We start from the raw sequence: 15,739 nt of genomic DNA on the forward strand, positions 1-15,739 counted from the left end.
CATGGGCGGCTCAGTCGGCGGTGTGGCCGCCGGGTTCGCTCAGGTGCCAGACCTCGGTGAGGTCGGTCCACTGGCGGGAGTCGCCCCGGTCGGGGAAGGGCTCCTGGCAGGGGTCGGTGAGCTGCCACCACTCCTGGGTCACCGGGTCGGCCTCCAGTTCCGCGATGTCGGCCTCGAAGTCCTCGCCGTGGTACTCGAAGTACGCGAACAGCACGTCGTCGTGGAGGTGGATGCTGTAGTTGCGGATCTTCGCCCGGTGCAGCGCTGCCTCGACCCCGGGCCAGACGGCGGAGTGGAGTTTCAGGTACTCCTCCCGGTGCTCGGGCCGAAGCCTGATGGTCTGGGCGAAGCGCTTCATGAGGATTCCTCCGATGTTTCGACGTTCACGCAGGCCGGGGCACCGAACGGCGAACGATAGCTGGGGGTGCGGGTGCGGAGTTCCAGCCGGAGCGTCGTCCGGATCCGGGTGGACGCGGGCAACCGCACCGTCAGGTAGGCGCCGTCGCAGACCTTCTCCAACTCGCCGACCACCGGCTCGGTGTGGCCGTAGTCGTACATGTCGCCGATCCAGCCCTCGTCCGTACAGATCGTGTACCGGGCCGAGGCGATCGTATGCTCGGCGAATGCGCCCGCCTGAATGATAATCGTCCGATCTTTGTCTGGCGAGAGGTTCACCAGCTCGACAGTGGTCGCCTCGGGATCGATGGAGGTGACCAGGGCCGCCACGTCCTGCGGCAGCCCCGCCCGCCGAGCCTGGGCGTCGTGGTAGCGCAGCCGGGCCTGCTGGAGGCCGCCGTTGTAGAGCACCTGGGGGCCGCCCCAGGTCAGCTGGACGAGGGCCTCGGTGGCGACCGGGTTGCACTGCTGCCACACGTGGATGTCGGCCTCCTCCACCGCCAGGTCGCGGTAGCGCTCCATCCGCCGCAGGCGGTGGCGCACCTGCGCCTGGGCGGCGGCGAGGATCCGCTCGGGGTAGTCCGGGTCGTCACCGGCGAGGAAGGCGAACCACGCCTTCTCGTGCCCGGACTCCTCCTTCGCGCGGAACGGCCGCACGGTGCTCCAGTCGAGGCCGTCCGCCTCGCGCAGCCGCTCTATCCGGGCGCGGTCGACCTCGGAGGCGGTGTGGTGCCACAGCGCCATCGGCACCGGCAGGGTGACCGGGTTGTAGTCGAACCAGCCCGAGTCGTTGTGCCGGAACGGGAGGTGGAGCGTCGGCTTGTCGGTGTCCGAGGCGAGTTCGACCGCCCACTTGGACCGGAGGCTGGAGTCCGCCTCGGTGAAGGGCATCAGCCTGGCCCGGGAGATGATGTCGTCGAGCGAGGTCCCGACCATCGAGAGGTAGTCGTCCTCCCCGGTGCTCACCGCGGCGGCCAGCGCCGCCACGCAGGCCGCGTGGCCCACACTGTGCCAGCCGTGCGGCCAGGACCAGCCGTAGTGGCCGCCGTACCAGCGGCCTTCGAGCAGGCCGCCGACGGCACCGTCCGGGCTGACGTTGTCCGGGACGAGTCCGCCGTTGGCCTCTGTGCGCTCCCGCCAGGCCCCGACGTACTCGACGATCCAGTCGCGGTAGCGCTGCTCGCCGGTCAGCACCCAAGCGTTGAGGACCAGGCCGGCCGCGGCGAGGTTGACCGCGGTGTCGCCGACGCCGATCCGCTCGCGCATCTGGGCGCCGAGCCGAGGGTCCGCCGAGAGCGGGTACGGGCCTTCCTGCGCCTCGGGGAGCCATTCGAGCGGGTAGCCGTACGTGTCCGCTTCCTTCTGCAACCAGGGGTAGACGTCGCCGTCGCTCACGCCCCGGCGGTCCGGGTCGCTGCCGTTGTGCGGGCGGGTGATGATGCGGTGCGCGGGGTCGTAGTTGCCGTGGGCCGGGTCGACGTACAGCTCGGCGAAGCGCAGGGCGCGCTCGGACCAGCGGTCGGGGTCGGCCATGCACAGGAAGTAGAGCAGCAGCAGGCTCTCGCCCTGGTGGAACCAGTCGTAGCCGCGCTCGTACTCGCCCCGGAGCATGCCCAGTTCGGTCAGGTGCGCGGTGACGCCCTCCCAGTGCCTGCCGCTGGCGTCCAGGAGGTCGTCGGCCCCGCCCAGCAGGTACAGCTGCGGCCAGTTGAAGAAGACCTCGTAGAAGTCGTCCACACCGTCACGGGTGGTCAGCCGGCCGTTGTAGTTCAGCCGGCCGTCGGGGCCGGTGAACTCGCGGGCGAAGCGGCGCCAGCCGTGGTCGAGCAGGTCGAACAGCTCGCGCTGCGCCAGCGCCCAGCCGGGCGGTTCGAGCAGCGGCACCGAGGCCCGGATCTCGGCCGGTGAACCCGTGGCGTCCTCGCCCGGGGAGGGGTCGGTGGAGCTGGGGGACATGGGGAGGTTCTCCGATCGGGGTGACGGCACGGGTGTCATTCCTTGGTGGCTCCGGCGAGCATCCCGCTGACCAGGAAGCGCTGGGCGAAGAGGAAGACGACCAGGACCGGGGTGATGGCGACCAGGGTCGCGAGGGCCAGCTGCGGCCGCTCGATGGCGAGCGAACCGGCGGTCGGGTTGAACTGCGGCACGCTGCTGAGCAGGTTGCCGACGCCGACCTGGACCGGCATCTGGTCGTCCTGGGGCAGCATCACGTACGGCAGGAAGTAGTTGGTCCAGTTGGCGACGAAGCTGAAGAAGCCCACGAGCGCGATGACCGGCGTCGCCAGCGGCAGGGCGATGTGGAGGAAGACACCGAGTTCCGAGCAGCCGTCCATCCGTGCGGCCGCCAGCAGGTCCTTCGGCACGGCGGTGGTGAAGTAGATGTACGTGAGGTACACGCCGAACGGGTAGAACGCGTACGGCAGGATGATCGACCACATGGTGCCGATCAGGTGCGCCGCGTTGACCTCCAGGAACAGCGGCACGACCAGGGTGGCGCTCGGCATCAGCATCACGACCAGGGTCGAGACCAGCAGCAGGCGCCGGCCGCGGAACTCGGTCATGGCCAGCGCGTACCCCGCGGGCACCGACACGCAGAGGGTGATGGCCAGGGAGATCACCGCGTACAGGGCGGAGTTGCCGAGCCACTGCAGGATCGCGCCGTCCTGGAAGCCCCTCAGGGCGTCCCAGTTGGCCAGGAGGGCGTCCCAGGAGCCGAAGGAGAGCGGGTTGTCGTGGACCAGTTGCTGGTCGGTCTTGGTCGCCGCGAGGACGAGCCAGAGCACCGGCAGCACGAAGAACGCGGCGAAGACCGCGAGGACGGAGCCGGTCAGCAGCCGGTACGACGCGTTCCGTACGGGCCGGTGCCTCCGCCGGGACGCCCGGTGTGGAGCTCGGGTCATGGCACTCGGTTCCCGTTCCTCGCGTGGTGCGGCGGTGACCGCGGTGGCAGGGGTCTCAGTCGGCATCGAAGAATCCCGACCGTGCGACGAAGAAGCCGGCGGCCGTCACGCTGACGACCAGGAGCTCCATCGAGACCGCCGCCGCGCCGTTGACGTTGTTCATCTGGAAGGCGAAGTCGTAGGTCAGCTGGTTGAGCGAGTAGTCGCGCCCGGCCACGCCCACACTGGCGAGGGAGAGCAGCTGCGGCTCGACGAAGAGCTGCGCGCCGCCCGCGAAGGCCAGGATCACCATGTAGACGATCCACTTGCGGAGCATGGGGATCTGCACGTGCCGGGCGGTCTGCCAGGCGCCCGCACCGTCGATCCGCGCGGCTTCCAGGACGTCGTGCGGGATGTTGTTGAGCGCGCCGTACATGACGACGATCCAGCCGCCGGCCCCGGTCCAGAACGCGATCGCGGTGAACAGCACCGGGAGGTTGCCGGGCGCGATGACCTCGCCGAAGGTGTCGAAGCCCAGCAGGCCCAGCAGCGAACTGACCGGACTCACCGTCGGATCGAGCATGAACAGCCACACCAGCACGCTCGCGGCGCCCGCGAGCGCCCCGGGGATGTAGTAGAGGAAGCGGAGCGTGCGACTGATCGGCCCCGAGGAGAGGCGGTGCAGCAGCAACGCCAGCCCCACCACGAACACCACCAGCGAGACCAGCCAGAACAGCAGGTAGAGCGCCACGTGGCCGATCGCGTCCACGAAGCGGAAGTCCTGCGCCGTGGAGACGAAGTTGGCGAGCCCGGTGAACGAGCCGCCGGCGTCGGTGAAGGCGAAGTAGATCGCGTAGCCGGTCGGCAGGACGCCGAAGGCGACCAGCAGCAGCGCGTAGCCGGCGACGAAGGCCAGGCCGGCCCGGCTCCCGCGGGCGCCGCCGCGGCGCCGGCGGGAGCCGACCGAGGAGGAGTCGAGGGTCACTGCGAGACCTTGTATCCGAACGACTGGGCGTGCTTGACGATCGAGTCCTGCCAGGCGGGCAGCATGGAGGTGACGGTCTGCCCCTGGGTCAGACCGGGCTTGACCGTGGCGGCCCAGACCGCTTCCTGGCTGAACTGGCCCGAGCCCCAGCCCGACCACACCTGGGAGGAGGCGTCCTTGAGGGCGCCGAGGTCACCGGCGTAGTACCCGCCGGCCGCCTGCGCCTTGAGCCACTCCTCGGCGGCGGGCGCGTAGGCCGGGAAGCCCGGGGACTTCTGGGCCTGGTAGGCGTTGTCGGTGGTGACCCACTTGAGGAAGTCGGTGGCCGCCTTGAGGTGGGTGGAGTGCTGCGACACCAACCAGGTGCCGCCGCCGACGTTGCCGGTGGCCGGCTCGGTGTCGCCCTGCCACTGGGGCATCGGGGCCGCGCCGATCGTCTTCTCCGGCACCTTGAGCGTGTCCCGGAACACCGCGCCGCCGAACCACGCCGGGCCGGGCATGAGCAGGACCTTGTCGGCCTCGTTCTTGGCGAAGTCGGTGCTGAAGACCCCGCTGACGGACATGGACTTGTTCTTGATCAGGCCGTCCAGGAGCGTGGCCATCCTGGTGCAGTCCTCGCCGGTGGTGTTCACCGAGACCGCCTTGGGGCCGGTGATGTGGTTGGCCCCGCACTTGCTCGCCCAGAGGTAGATCTCGGGGGCGAAGGAGTCCCCGGCGTCGCCCACCAGGTAGCCGGGGTGCTCGGCGGCCACCTTCTCGCCCAGCGTCCGGTACTCCTCCCAGGTCTTCGGGACGGTGTAGCCGAACTGCTGCATCAGCGGCGCGTTGTACCAGAGCACGGTCTGCGAGAGGTCGTTGCGCAGGCAGTAGACGGTGCCGTTGACCGTACAGACGTCGTTGGCGCCCTTGGCGAAGCCGTTCAGGGTGTCCGCCGGGATCAGGCCCTTGTCGAGCGGTGCCGCGAAGCCGGCGTCGACCGCCCAGGTCGCCTCGTTGTTCTGGGAGCTGAACACGACGTCGGGCCAGCCCTTGCCGGTCCGGTTGAACAACTGGACCTTGGTCTGGAGGTAGTTCGAGCCGTTGGCGTCGCCGTCGTAGGAGACGATGTCCAGCTTCACCTCCGGGTGCAGCGCCTGGTACTGCTTCGCGGCGGCCACCCTGGTCGCGTCGACCCAGACGGTCAGTGTGCCGTCGGACTGCACCGCCTGGGCGAAGCCGTCCTTGGTGGTCTTTCCGGAGGAGCCGCCACTGCTACAGGCGGCCACGGTCATCACCAGGGTCGCCGCGCAGGCGGCGAGCATCACCGCTCGTCTCTTGCCGGACACTGCTTCCCGGCCGACCGGAGGCTTGTTGACGGTCATCATCGACTCCACTGCAGAGGCCCCGAACTGATCGGGAGGTGGGGGGAGGGCGACGCCGGACCGTCCCGGTACGGCGTCGGATACCGAAGGGCCGCCGTTCCGCTGCCGCCCTGGGAGACCATTAGCCGCCCTATCGAGTGGGTCGTCAAGTGTTCACACAGTCTTATTCAGACTGATTTGGGACCGCCTACCGGGCTCTGCACGGCGGTTGTGATGCTTTTTTAGGCACTTGTCTGCTTTTGTTGGTCGATTCGCGCCATGAAGCTCGATGGAATGAGTAGGACTCATTGCCGCCTGCGGTAAGCTGGGCCAGCTCGCCGACGCGCAGCCTCGCCTCGCGCCCCACCCCGAAGGCAGGACAGATGAACGACACGCCCACGCCTCAGACCGCGCTGCCCGCGCAGGTCTCCCCCGCCCCCGGGGCGGCGCCGACCGGTCCGGGCGAGGAGCGGCGGGACTACCGGCCGGGATACGAGATCGTGTCGGAGCAGATCCTCGAGTACATCGCCGAGGCACGCCTGGTGGCGGGCGACCGGCTCCCCACGGAACACGATCTGGCCAAGACGCTGAACACCAGCAGGGCCGTGGTCCGGGAGGCCGTGAAGATCCTCTCCGCGCTCGGCCGCGTCCGGGCGCACAAGGGGCGCGGCCTGTTCGTCGCGGACGACGAGGGCATGCTCATCACCAGCCGCTGGGGCGGTTTCTTCCGTCCCGTCGACCTGGACCACGTCCTGATGCTGTTCGAGTTCCGCAAGGTCCAGGAGATGGCCGCCAGCAGTCTCGCGGCCACCCGGGCCACACCCGCCGAACTGCGCACCATCGAGGTCGCCATGCAGCAGTGCCGGCACGGGGCCTCCCACGGCCAGGTCGACGTCTTCAACCAGGCGGACGACGAGTTCCACACGGCCGTGGCCACTGCCGCCCACAACACCTTCCTGCTCAGCGCCGTGCGGGACGCCCGCAGGCTGCAGCGCCAGTCCAGTGCCATCGGCATCCACGACGTGCTCAGCGAAGGGACCCAGGCGGCGGTCGAGGAGCACGAGGCGATCTACCGGGCCATCCGTGACGGCCGGCCCGACGAGGCCGCCACGGCCACGGCAGCACACCTCGACCGGACGCTGGAGGACTACCGCCGGGAGATCCAGCGGCGCCTGTTCGGCTAGCGGCCGCCCGTTCGCAGCGCGGCGGCGAGGCGGCGAGGCGGCGAGGCGGCGAGGCGGCGAGGATCCCCTCTCCCGACCGGGCGGTATCGCCCGGACTCCCCGACCGGACACCACCGCTCTCAGGAGACGGTCGACGGGTCCGGCGCGCGGCGACGGGTGTGGGCTTCCGCCAGAAGGAGGTACGCGGCGGCGGTCCAGGTGTAGGCGCGGTCGCGCAGTCCGGCGCCGGTGAGGGCGTCGAAGTTCTCGGCGAAGCCGGAGGTCTCGCACAGCGAACGGAAGCGGGCGCTGACCTCGTCGGCGAGGTCGGTGTGGCCGGCTCGACGGAGTCCGTCTTCGATCAGGACGGTCGACGGTGCCCAGATCGGGCCGCGCCAGTAGCCGTCCTCCTCGTAGCAGGGGGAGTCGGGGTGTTCGGTGGCCAGGCCGTGGTCGGTGAGGTGGCCGCGGATGCGGTCGGCGAGCTTGGCGCCGATGGACTGCGGCAGGTGCTCCCCGAGCACGATCGGCATCAGGTCCAGCAGGCTGCGGCTGTGGGTGGTGGTGCCGGTGTGCGGTGAGCGGGCGAGGAACCGATCGCCGTCCCACAGCTGGTCGAGCAGGGCGGCGAGGACGGTGTCGGCGAGGGCGGTGAACTCGTCGGCTTCCTCCACGCGGTCGAGCTCGCCGGCCATCCTGGCGAGCTCCTTGAGCTGCAGGACGAGGAACGAGGCCAGATCGGGTGCCTCGACCAGACGACGGGAGTCGAAGGTGGTCGCGTTGTCCCAGCCGCTGTCGTTGCCGTGGTGGTAGTGCGGCAGAGCCGAGCCGGGGGCGCGGCGGGCATCCAGCCAGAACCGGGTCCATTTCCTCAAGCGCTCGTACGCGACGGTGAGTTGCCGGCCGGTCAGCGGTTGTGGCAGGCGCTCGCGCAGGCGGTGCAGGGCCCAGCCGTGGATGGGCGGCTTGACGAAGTTGTAGAGGACTTCGGAGTGCGTGACCGAGTCCGGCAGGGCCCCTCGCTCGTCCTGGTGGTCGAACGGCAACTGGAACTGGTCCCAGGCGAGTTCAGGGGAGGCAGGGGCGACGGCCAGGGCGTTGAAGCAGTGGTCCCAGCTCCAGACCTTGTCCATCCAGTGCTTCGACATCAGGATGCCGGGGCGTTTCAGGAAGCCTTCGGGGCGGACGGTGGCGGACCACAGGACGTAGGCGGCGAGGTCGGCGGAGGGAGCGGTGTCGGTGAGGGGGGCGGCCAGATCCCGCGTGAAGGAGCGGAAGGCCGCCCGCGCGCGGTCGGTGACCGTGTCGAAGTCGTCGCCGGTGGCGTAGGGGGTGCGGGCGCTGTCCGTTTCCTCGATCACGGCCTCCCATTCGGGCGCACCGCGGAGGGTCAGGCGCCGGTCGGCGTCGGCGAGCCCTTCGGCGCCGGCGGTATCGGCGAAGGCGCCGGACAGGAGGGTGATGCGGTAGCGGCGTCCGGTTTCGTAGGAACTGAACTGGTAGGAGCCGTCGACCGGGTCGCGGTAGAGGTACGTGCCCGTGAACGGGGTCAGCTTCCCCTCAGCGGGGGTGATGGCGAGGGACAGGTTCCGGCCGCGTACCCGAAGGGTACTGGCGCTCTCGTAGGCGAACTCGACACGGCCTTCCGCGGCGGCCACGGTGAGGAGACCGGGCGTGGGGTGCCAGGCGGCCGGCGCCCGGTTCCCGGTGCCGGGTATGAGGGGCAGCAGGCGCAGGACGGCGTGCATGCCGTTCTTGTGGGAGACCAGGTGCAGGTCACGGGTGCGGGTGTGCAGTGCGGTGACCGGTGACAGGTTGAACCAGGACCCGTAGTGACTGAACGGTATGTCCTCAAGGGCGAACGCCGGGCCGTGGGCGATGTCGGTCAAGGCAGAGCTCACTTCTTGGTCGGATGTCGGGTGTGCGGCATCGGGCGGTCAGTCCTTGACCGCTCCGGAGGTGACGCCCGCGGCGATGTAGCGCTGGGCGAGGACGAGGATCAGGGCGGCGGGGATCGAGGCCACGACGGCGGTCGCCATGATCGCGTTCCACTGCTGGTTGTTGTTGCCGATGTAGTGGTAGATGCCGAGCGTGATCGGCTGGTTGGGCCCGCCGTTGTCGAGCGTGCTCGCGAAGACGAAGTCCGACCAGGACCACAGGAACGCGAAGAGGGACACGGTGACGACGGCGTTCCGGCTCATCGGCAGCACGATCGACAGGAACGTGCGCACGGGCCCGGCACCGTCGATCTGGGCGGCCTGCACGAGTTCCCCGGGAATCCCGGACATGAACGCGGTGAAGATCAGCACGCCGAACGGCACCGCGAGGGTGGAGTCCGCCACGATCAGGCCGGGCACGGACTCCATGAACCCGAGGTTCACATAGATGCTGTAGAAGCCCATCGCCATGATGACTCCGGGCACCATCTGGGCCACGAGCATCAGGAACGACACCAGGCCGCCGCCGCGGGGCCGAAGCTTCGCCAGGGCGTACCCGGCGGGCGCGGCCAGGGCGACGGTCAGTGCCACGGTGCCCAGACCGATGAACAGGCTCGTTGCCAGGTAAGGGAGTTGCTGGCCCAGGACCAGCCGGTACCCCTCGAGCGTCCCGTGGATCGGCAGCAGGTCCGGGGTGGCCTTGCGCATGTTCCGGTCTTGGGTCAGCGAGACGTTGACCATCCAGTAGACCGGGAAGAGCATGGCCGCGGTGAACAGGACGCCCAGGGCGGTCCTCCACCACGCGCGGTTGCGGGGGCGGCGGGACGCCGCGGCGTCGGCGGGGCGCGGGCCCGGGGCGGTTGCGGAGCTCATGATGCGTTCTGCTTTCGCTGGACGCGGACGTACAACAGGCCGAAGACCAGGGCGATCAGGACCAGGAGGTTGCCGACGGCGGAGCCCGGGCCGAAATGGGGCAGCAGGTTGCCGAAGCCGAGGCGGTAGGACCAGGTGGCGAAGGTGGTGGACGAGTCGTTGGGACCGCCCTTCGTCATGATCCAGATGATGTCGAAGACCTTCAGCGTGTAGACCAGGCCCAGCAGCAGCGTGATCGCCGACACCGGGCGCAACAGGGGGAAGGTGATGCGCCAGAACCGCTGCCAGGCGTTGGCGCCGTCCAGGGCCGCGGCCTCGTACAGCGAATCGGGGATGGTCTGCAGCCCGCTGTAGAGCACGACCAGGTTGAACGGGACGCCGATCCAGATGTTGGCGACGACGACCGACGCCAGCGACCAGGACGGCGATGTCAACCAGTTGACCGGGCCGACGCCGAGCGTGTGCAGCACCGCGTTGACGACACCGGAGTCGCTGTTCAGCATCCACGACCAGGTGGATGCCGACACGATCAGCGGCAGCAGCCACGGGACCAGGAAGAGCGCCCGCAGGGTGGACGACAGCGGGAAGTGCTTGACGAAGAACACCGCGAGCGCGAGCCCGATCGAGTACTGGAAGAACAGGGAGACGCCGGTGAAGATCACCGTGTGCGTCAGTGCCGGCCAGAACGTCGGGTCCTGGACGACGTCGCTGTAGTTCCGCAGCCCCGTGAACGGGGCGCCGCCCTGCACGAACGACCGCACGGTGTAGTTGTGCAGGGACAGGTCGATGTTGCGGTACAGCGGGTAGGCGTAGAAGACGGCCAGGTAGACCACCACCGGGGCCAGGAACCCCCAGGCGGTCCATTGCTGCGAGCGCGGCTTGCCCCCCGGGGCCTTCCCGGCGGAGGCAGCCGGTGCGGGTACGGTGGTCGCCGCCCCCCGTCGGGCCCGCGCGGGCGGAGCTGCCGCCATCTGCGTGGTGTCGGTCATCAGCGAGAGGTCCTTTGTGGACGGGCCCGCGCGGCAGCGCCGGAGCCCGGGGTTGCCGGATGAGAGCCGGAGGCTCTTACTTGGTGGCCGCGGCCTGGGCCGCGGCCAGGGCGTCCTTCGGCGACTTCGCACCGGTCAACGAGGACTGCACGGCTCCCCACAGCTGCTCGGAGATCTCGGGGTACTTCGTGCCCAGGTTGTCGCCGGTGCGGCCCTTGGCAGCGGTGACGGCCTGCACCCACACCGCCAGGTCCGGGTTGGCGGCGACCTGCTTGTCCTGCACGGCCTTGGTCGGAGCCACGTAGGACAGCGTGGTGTCGGTGGCCACCAGGTTCTCCGCACTGGTCAGGCAGGACACCAGTTTGGCGCTGGTGCCGTAGCGGCCCTTGTCGCTCTGCACCGGCACCGTGACGAACTCGCCGCCGGTGGGTGCCGCGGCGGTGCCGCCGTTCATGGTGGGGATCGGCAGGATCCCGTAGTCGAAGCCGGTCTTCTTCGCGTTCGCGAGCTGCCACGTGCCGTTCTCGGCGAAGGCGAACTGCCCGGTGGCGAACTCCTGCCAACTGGTCGTCTGGGTGTTGTTGATGACCGAGTTGGGCGCGTAGCCGCTCTTGAGCCAGTTCTGCCACAGCGACACGGCGGACACGGCCTGGTCCGAGGCGACGTCGGTCAGCCGCGCACCGGAGCCCCAGTACCAGGGCAGGAACTGGAAGCTGCCCTCCTCGGTGCCGATGGCGGAGAAGGTGATCCCCTTCTTGCCCGCGGCCTTCACCTTCTCCAGGGCGGCGTTGAGCGAGGCCCAGTCCTTGATGCTCGCCACGTCGACTCCGGCAGCCTGGAGGACGCCCTTGTTGTAGTACAGGGCCAGCGTGTTCGCACCGATCGGCGTCCCGTACGTCTTGCCGCCGCTCTGACCGGCGCTCAGCAGGTTGGGCAGGACCTGCGAGGTGTCGATCTCGTTCTCGTCGGTACCGGTGAGCACGCCGGCCTCGGCCAGCGTGGACACGACCGGGTTGTCGACGATCAGTACGTCCGGCGAGTTGCCCTGCTGCGCCGCCATCAGTGCCTTGTTGGTCAGGTCGCTCGTGTCGAACGCGGTCCGCTTGACCGTCACACCGGCCTGCGTGCCGCAGTTGTTCAGCAGCTTCGCCCAGTCGGAGCCGCCGTCGAACTGCGGGTAGGGGTCCCAGATCGTGTAGGTCCCCGAAGCCGAGCCGGACGAGCCGGCGGACGTCCCGGAGGATCCGCTGCAGGCCGAGGCGCCGGTGACGACGATCGCGACGGCCAAAGAGGCGAGTGCGAGTCTGCGAGAGGCGGTGCTGTTCATGGCGCGTTGTCCCTTTCCGACCTGCGGCGTCGCGGAGTCAGAAGAAGTGAGCGGAGGCTCTGGATGCGTTACGCGGAGATGTCGAACCGGTTGCGCGAACCGGTTCGACTGGGAACCTAGGCCGACCTACGGCTGTCGTCAAGAGGCCTGCGCGGCTTGCCATCTGGCACTGCCCGTCACACCCCGAGTCTCACCGCAGGGGTGGACACGGATGGCCCGGATCTGTTTCGCCATGTGTAGTCGAACCGGTTCGTTCGCCTTAGGATGGCGGCCACGACAGGGCCACGAGGGAGCGGAATGAACATCGGCGAGATCGCACGCCGTGCGGGAGTGTCACGCAGCACGGTCTCCTACGCGCTGAGCGGCAAGCGGCCCGTCTCCGAGGCCACGCGCAAGCGCATCCAGTCCGTCATCGACGAACTGGGCTACCGCCCGAACGCCTCAGCCCGTGCCCTCGCCGAAGGCCGGACCCGCACGATCGGCCTGGTGATCCCGCCGGCCGGCAGTCGCCTCACCCACATGCAGCTGGATTTCGTGGGCAGCGTGGTCGATGCGGCCGCGAAGGCGGACCTCGACGTCCTGCTCTCCCCGTCGGGCGGTGATCACGACCGCTCCTTCGAACGGCTGGTGTCGGAGAGCCGCGTGGACGGTGTGATCCTCATGGAGATCCGCCTGGAGGACGCCCGCGTCGACCGCCTGCGTGAGGCGCGCATGCCGTTCGTCGGCATCGGCCACCCGGCGGACGACCCGGGCATGTTCTGGGTCGATGTCGACTACGCCGGGCTGATCGACCACTGCGTTCGGCACCTCGCCGACCTGGGGCACCGCCACATCGCCCTGCTGAACCGATCTCCCGAGCTCGTCGCCGCCGGCTACGCGCCGGGTCACCGGGCCAGCGCCGGCTTCCAGCGAGCGATCACCGAACTCGGCCTCCAAGGGACCGAACTGCTGTGCGGCGATGACGCCCGCTCCGGCCAGAGGTGCATCACCGGCCTGCTCGAAGGCCATCCCGAGGTCACCGCGCTCGCCACGATCAACGAGGCTGCACTTCCGGGAGTCCAACGTGCCTTGCAGGAAGCCGGATTGGTGGTCCCCCGGGACTTCTCCCTCACCGGCGTCGTCGCCAGCCAATGGGCGGAGGACTTCCGTCCCCCACTGACGGCCGCGGACATGCCGAGCGATCAGTTGGCCGCCCGGGCCATGTCCTTGCTCATCGAGATCATGGGCAATCCGTCGACGCCGACCCAGCACGTCCTGATGAGCCCCCCGATCTCGCTGCGCCGCAGCACTGGTGCGGCTCCTGCCGGTTCCCCTGCAAGGACGGTCCGTCAGGACTGAGGCGCCCCAAGGCCCGGAGCGGGGCGCTCACCGGCGGCGGACACCACGGTCACGCCGCTCCGGTGTCCGCGTTCTCCAGCACCTGGATGCCGGGGGCCGGGCATATGTGTGCGTTAACGCTATCGATGCGCGACGCCTTGACGCCCGCGCCGACACGTGACCATAGTGATGCCGTCGCGGGGCCCGAAGCCTCCAGGGCCTCAGAGGCCCTCGCCGCCCATCGGTCGTCGGCGTCGACACCCGGCGCGCCCCTTCCTTCTCCATCGTCCGTGGAGACGTCGCGCCCTCTGCGAGAAGAAACGGCTTCCCCGAGCACCTCGACGTCCGCATCGGGGAAGGACTTCGCGACCGCGCCCGCACCTGGACCGCCGGCAGCTGCCTCCTGCTCGCCGAGGACCACGCCAGGCGCACCTCCCCCCAGAGCGACGACCGCCGGAGCGCACGACACCGGCAGGTCGCCGGAACCAACCCACCCCACCAGTCGGGAGAGCCGCCATGCAGCCGCACCGCCGCAGACTGACCGTCAGCCTCGCCGCCCTGCTCACCACCCTGGCCGCCGGGGTCGTCCCCGCCACCAGCGCGCACGCCGCCGACACCGGCGTGAGCGTCGACTTCTCGACCGCCGGGGGCGCCCCCGGCTACCGTGCCTCGGGCACGATCTACGGGCTGACCCCCGACGGGTCGCTGCCGCCGGACCACTTCTACCAGGACATCAAGTGGCACTTCGAGCGGGCCGGCGGCGCGCAGCTCAACGGTGGCGGCTACGCCACCAGCCTCGCCGACTACCGGACCCGCTGGAACGCCACCCTCGCCCAGTACAAGCGCACCGTCTCCCTCGGCGGCACGTTCGTCATCCTGCCGCACGACCTGTGGGGCGCCGACGGCACCACCAACCAGGCCTTTCCCGGCGACAACGGCAACTGGACGCAATTCGACGACTTCGTCAACCAGCTCATCTCCGACGTCAAGGCCAACAACATGACGGTGGAGTGGGACCTGTGGAACGAGCCGGACCAGAACGGCTTCTGGAGCCGGCCCCAGAGCCAGTACCTGCAGATGTGGTCGCGGTTCCACGCCGCCGTGCGGGCCGGCCTCCCCGGGCAGCTCATCGTCGGCCCCAGCAGCGCGACCCCGCCCGGCTCCTCCAACACCTGGTGGACCACCTTCCTGAGCTACGTCAAGGCCAACAACGTCGCCCCCGACATCTACAGCTGGCACGCCATCCCGCACGACCCAGTCCTGGCCGTCAGCAACGCCAACTCGACTCTCGCCGCCGCGGGCCTGACCAACACCCGCCCGTACCAGATCAACGAGTACGCCGGGCTCGAGCAGCAGAACCCAGGTGGCGGCGGCTGGTTCATCAGCCGTTTGGAACGGGCCGGCGCCGACGGCCTTCGCTCCAACTGGGGAGGGGGCCCCGGCCTGCACGACTACGAGGCCGGCCTGCTCACCAAGAACAGCTCCGGTCAGTACCTGCCGAAGGGCGAGTGGTTCCTCTACCGGTACTACGGCTCCCAGACCGGAAACATCGTGAGCCTCACGCCCGGTACCAACACCGACGGGCTGGCGACCAAGGACAACACCGCGCGCAACGCGAAGATCCTGCTGGGCGACAACGGCAACACCGGCAACGTCACCGTCGGTCTCAACCGCCTCGACACCACCTCGGTGGTGGAGAACGGCCGGGTGCGCGCGATCGTCCAGCGCATACCGAACAACGGCGGCGGCGCGGTGACCGGACCGGTGACGGTCTCCGACCAGACCCTGACCGTGAGCAACAACTCGGCGTCGGTGAACGTGCCCTGGACGGACGCCACGGACGGTTACACCGTCACCCTGCTGCCGCCGTCCAACACCACCATCTCCACCGTCGCCGTCGTACAGCACAGCGGCCAGTGCCTGGACGACACCAATCTCAGCACCACCGACGGCACCCAGTACCAGCAGTACAACTGCGAGGGCGGCTACCAGCAGATGCTCGACCTCAAGCCGGTCGCCGGGCGCGCGAACACCTACACCGTCGTCAACGAGCGCAGCGGCAAGTGCCTTGACGTCTCGGGCGCTTCCACGGCCGACGACGCCGCCGTCATCCAGTGGACCTGCAGCGGCGGCACCAACCAGATGTTCACCCTCCAGCCCGTCACCGCGCTCGGCAACAGCCAGGACTACCAGCTCGTGGCCGTCCACAGCGGCAAGTGCGTCGACGTCAGCGGTGTCTCCACCGCTCCGGGCGCCCTCGTCCACCAGTGGACCTGCGACCCGGCGAGCAACCTGGTCGACAAGAGGAACCAGATCTGGCGCCTGACCGGCAAGGCATGACCTGCCGCGCCCGCCCGCCGGGCACCGGGTCGACGGGCGGAGCGGCCGCGCGGCACGCCGACCGGGCCGTGTTCGAGGGGCTCGGCGTCGAGGCAGCCGCACGACGCGGCGGGGCCGTCGACCAGCTGGACCAGCTCGCCCACGGGCTTCCGAGCGGCCCCCGCTGACGGCACGTCGAACGAGCCCCCGGCGG

The 15,739-nt window shown here is 69.5% G+C and carries 14 protein-coding genes; 4 read left to right on the top strand and 10 right to left on the bottom strand.

The genetic code is table 11. The features are described from left to right. Window positions 1-10: 10 nt before the first annotated feature. The 5 genes from ACZ7BZ_RS35685 to ACZ7BZ_RS35705 are packed head-to-tail and all read right to left on the bottom strand — an operon-like array spanning window position 11 to window position 5,621. Window positions 11-358: an L-rhamnose mutarotase gene (locus ACZ7BZ_RS35685; RefSeq protein WP_470361977.1), complete on the bottom strand. Its 348-nt coding sequence runs from the start codon at window positions 356-358 to the stop codon at window positions 11-13. Then, window positions 355-2,352, bottom strand: coding sequence for a DUF8034 domain-containing protein (locus ACZ7BZ_RS35690; RefSeq protein ID WP_470361978.1), 1,998 nt, complete (start codon window positions 2,350-2,352; stop codon window positions 355-357). Before ACZ7BZ_RS35690 ends, ACZ7BZ_RS35685 begins: the two co-directional genes overlap by 4 nt. A gap of 35 nt (window positions 2,353-2,387) precedes the next feature. After that, entirely contained in the window at window positions 2,388-3,296 is a 909-nt protein-coding gene (locus tag ACZ7BZ_RS35695) for a carbohydrate ABC transporter permease (protein WP_470361979.1), read from the bottom strand. A gap of 55 nt (window positions 3,297-3,351) precedes the next feature. Continuing rightward, complete coding sequence (locus ACZ7BZ_RS35700) at window positions 3,352-4,260, bottom strand: carbohydrate ABC transporter permease (RefSeq protein WP_470361980.1); 909 nt, start codon at window positions 4,258-4,260, stop codon at window positions 3,352-3,354. Beyond that, window positions 4,257-5,621 (bottom strand): ABC transporter substrate-binding protein, encoded by a 1,365-nt coding sequence (locus ACZ7BZ_RS35705; RefSeq protein ID WP_470361981.1) that lies wholly within the window; start codon window positions 5,619-5,621, stop codon window positions 4,257-4,259. Before ACZ7BZ_RS35705 ends, ACZ7BZ_RS35700 begins: the two co-directional genes overlap by 4 nt. 362 nt (window positions 5,622-5,983) lie before the next feature. Between ACZ7BZ_RS35705 and ACZ7BZ_RS35710 the strand changes: the two genes are divergently transcribed. Next, window positions 5,984-6,784 carry a FadR/GntR family transcriptional regulator gene (locus tag ACZ7BZ_RS35710; RefSeq protein ID WP_470361982.1) on the top strand — a complete coding sequence of 267 codons (801 nt, stop codon included), beginning with the start codon at window positions 5,984-5,986 and terminating at the stop codon, window positions 6,782-6,784. A 119-nt stretch (window positions 6,785-6,903) separates the two neighbouring features. On the opposite strand, the gene ACZ7BZ_RS35715 is transcribed toward ACZ7BZ_RS35710, so the two are convergent. The 4 genes from ACZ7BZ_RS35715 to ACZ7BZ_RS35730 all read right to left on the bottom strand — a co-directional run bounded on the left by ACZ7BZ_RS35715 (window position 6,904) and on the right by ACZ7BZ_RS35730 (window position 11,889). Then, window positions 6,904-8,652 (bottom strand): amylo-alpha-1,6-glucosidase, encoded by a 1,749-nt coding sequence (locus tag ACZ7BZ_RS35715; protein WP_470361983.1) that lies wholly within the window; start codon window positions 8,650-8,652, stop codon window positions 6,904-6,906. Window positions 8,653-8,700: 48 nt separating this feature from the next. Next, on the bottom strand, window positions 8,701-9,462 hold the full coding sequence (locus tag ACZ7BZ_RS35720; RefSeq protein WP_470361999.1) for a carbohydrate ABC transporter permease: 762 nt from the start codon (window positions 9,460-9,462) through the stop codon (window positions 8,701-8,703). 107 nt (window positions 9,463-9,569) lie between these two features. Next, the gene (locus ACZ7BZ_RS35725; protein WP_470361984.1) at window positions 9,570-10,562 is read right to left on the bottom strand and encodes a carbohydrate ABC transporter permease; all 993 of its coding nucleotides are present in this window, start codon (window positions 10,560-10,562) and stop codon (window positions 9,570-9,572) included. A 76-nt stretch (window positions 10,563-10,638) separates the two neighbouring features. Next, window positions 10,639-11,889: a sugar ABC transporter substrate-binding protein gene (locus ACZ7BZ_RS35730; protein WP_470361985.1), complete on the bottom strand. Its 1,251-nt coding sequence runs from the start codon at window positions 11,887-11,889 to the stop codon at window positions 10,639-10,641. 297 nt (window positions 11,890-12,186) lie between these two features. Between ACZ7BZ_RS35730 and ACZ7BZ_RS35735 the strand changes: the two genes are divergently transcribed. Continuing rightward, a complete protein-coding gene (locus tag ACZ7BZ_RS35735) occupies window positions 12,187-13,227 on the top strand; it encodes a LacI family DNA-binding transcriptional regulator (RefSeq protein ID WP_470361986.1) in 1,041 nt (346 codons plus the stop codon). 49 nt (window positions 13,228-13,276) lie between these two features. Here ACZ7BZ_RS35735 and ACZ7BZ_RS35740 read toward each other — a convergent pair whose 3' ends face one another. Next, window positions 13,277-13,627 carry a hypothetical protein gene (locus ACZ7BZ_RS35740; RefSeq protein ID WP_470361987.1) on the bottom strand — a complete coding sequence of 117 codons (351 nt, stop codon included), beginning with the start codon at window positions 13,625-13,627 and terminating at the stop codon, window positions 13,277-13,279. A 95-nt stretch (window positions 13,628-13,722) separates the two neighbouring features. On the opposite strand from ACZ7BZ_RS35740, the gene ACZ7BZ_RS35745 reads away from it, so the two are divergent. Together ACZ7BZ_RS35745 and ACZ7BZ_RS35750 are read left to right on the top strand one after the other, a co-directional pair. Continuing rightward, a complete protein-coding gene (locus ACZ7BZ_RS35745) occupies window positions 13,723-15,546 on the top strand; it encodes an RICIN domain-containing protein (protein WP_470361988.1) in 1,824 nt (607 codons plus the stop codon). Then, entirely contained in the window at window positions 15,543-15,713 is a 171-nt protein-coding gene (locus ACZ7BZ_RS35750) for a hypothetical protein (RefSeq protein WP_470361989.1), read from the top strand. The genes ACZ7BZ_RS35745 and ACZ7BZ_RS35750 overlap by 4 nt, the downstream gene beginning before the upstream one ends. Window positions 15,714-15,739: the final 26 nt, after the last annotated feature.

The sequence above is a fragment of the Kitasatospora sp. NPDC036934 genome (assembly GCF_055608425.1).

Excerpts from the sequence above, each read along its gene's own strand:
- ACZ7BZ_RS35695 (WP_470361979.1), bottom strand. The coding sequence starts at position 3,296 with ATGACCCGAGCTCCACACCGGGCGTCCCGGCGGAGGCACCGGCCCGTA.
- ACZ7BZ_RS35725 (WP_470361984.1), bottom strand. The coding sequence starts at position 10,562 with ATGACCGACACCACGCAGATGGCGGCAGCTCCGCCCGCGCGGGCCCGA.
- ACZ7BZ_RS35750 (WP_470361989.1), top strand. The coding sequence starts at position 15,543 with ATGACCTGCCGCGCCCGCCCGCCGGGCACCGGGTCGACGGGCGGAGCG.
- ACZ7BZ_RS35730 (WP_470361985.1), bottom strand. The coding sequence starts at position 11,889 with ATGAACAGCACCGCCTCTCGCAGACTCGCACTCGCCTCTTTGGCCGTC.
- ACZ7BZ_RS35735 (WP_470361986.1), top strand. The coding sequence starts at position 12,187 with ATGAACATCGGCGAGATCGCACGCCGTGCGGGAGTGTCACGCAGCACG.
- ACZ7BZ_RS35745 (WP_470361988.1), top strand. The coding sequence starts at position 13,723 with ATGCAGCCGCACCGCCGCAGACTGACCGTCAGCCTCGCCGCCCTGCTC.
- ACZ7BZ_RS35720 (WP_470361999.1), bottom strand. The coding sequence starts at position 9,462 with ATGCTCTTCCCGGTCTACTGGATGGTCAACGTCTCGCTGACCCAAGAC.
- ACZ7BZ_RS35710 (WP_470361982.1), top strand. The coding sequence starts at position 5,984 with ATGAACGACACGCCCACGCCTCAGACCGCGCTGCCCGCGCAGGTCTCC.
- ACZ7BZ_RS35690 (WP_470361978.1), bottom strand. The coding sequence starts at position 2,352 with ATGTCCCCCAGCTCCACCGACCCCTCCCCGGGCGAGGACGCCACGGGT.
- ACZ7BZ_RS35705 (WP_470361981.1), bottom strand. The coding sequence starts at position 5,621 with ATGACCGTCAACAAGCCTCCGGTCGGCCGGGAAGCAGTGTCCGGCAAG.
- ACZ7BZ_RS35685 (WP_470361977.1), bottom strand. The coding sequence starts at position 358 with ATGAAGCGCTTCGCCCAGACCATCAGGCTTCGGCCCGAGCACCGGGAG.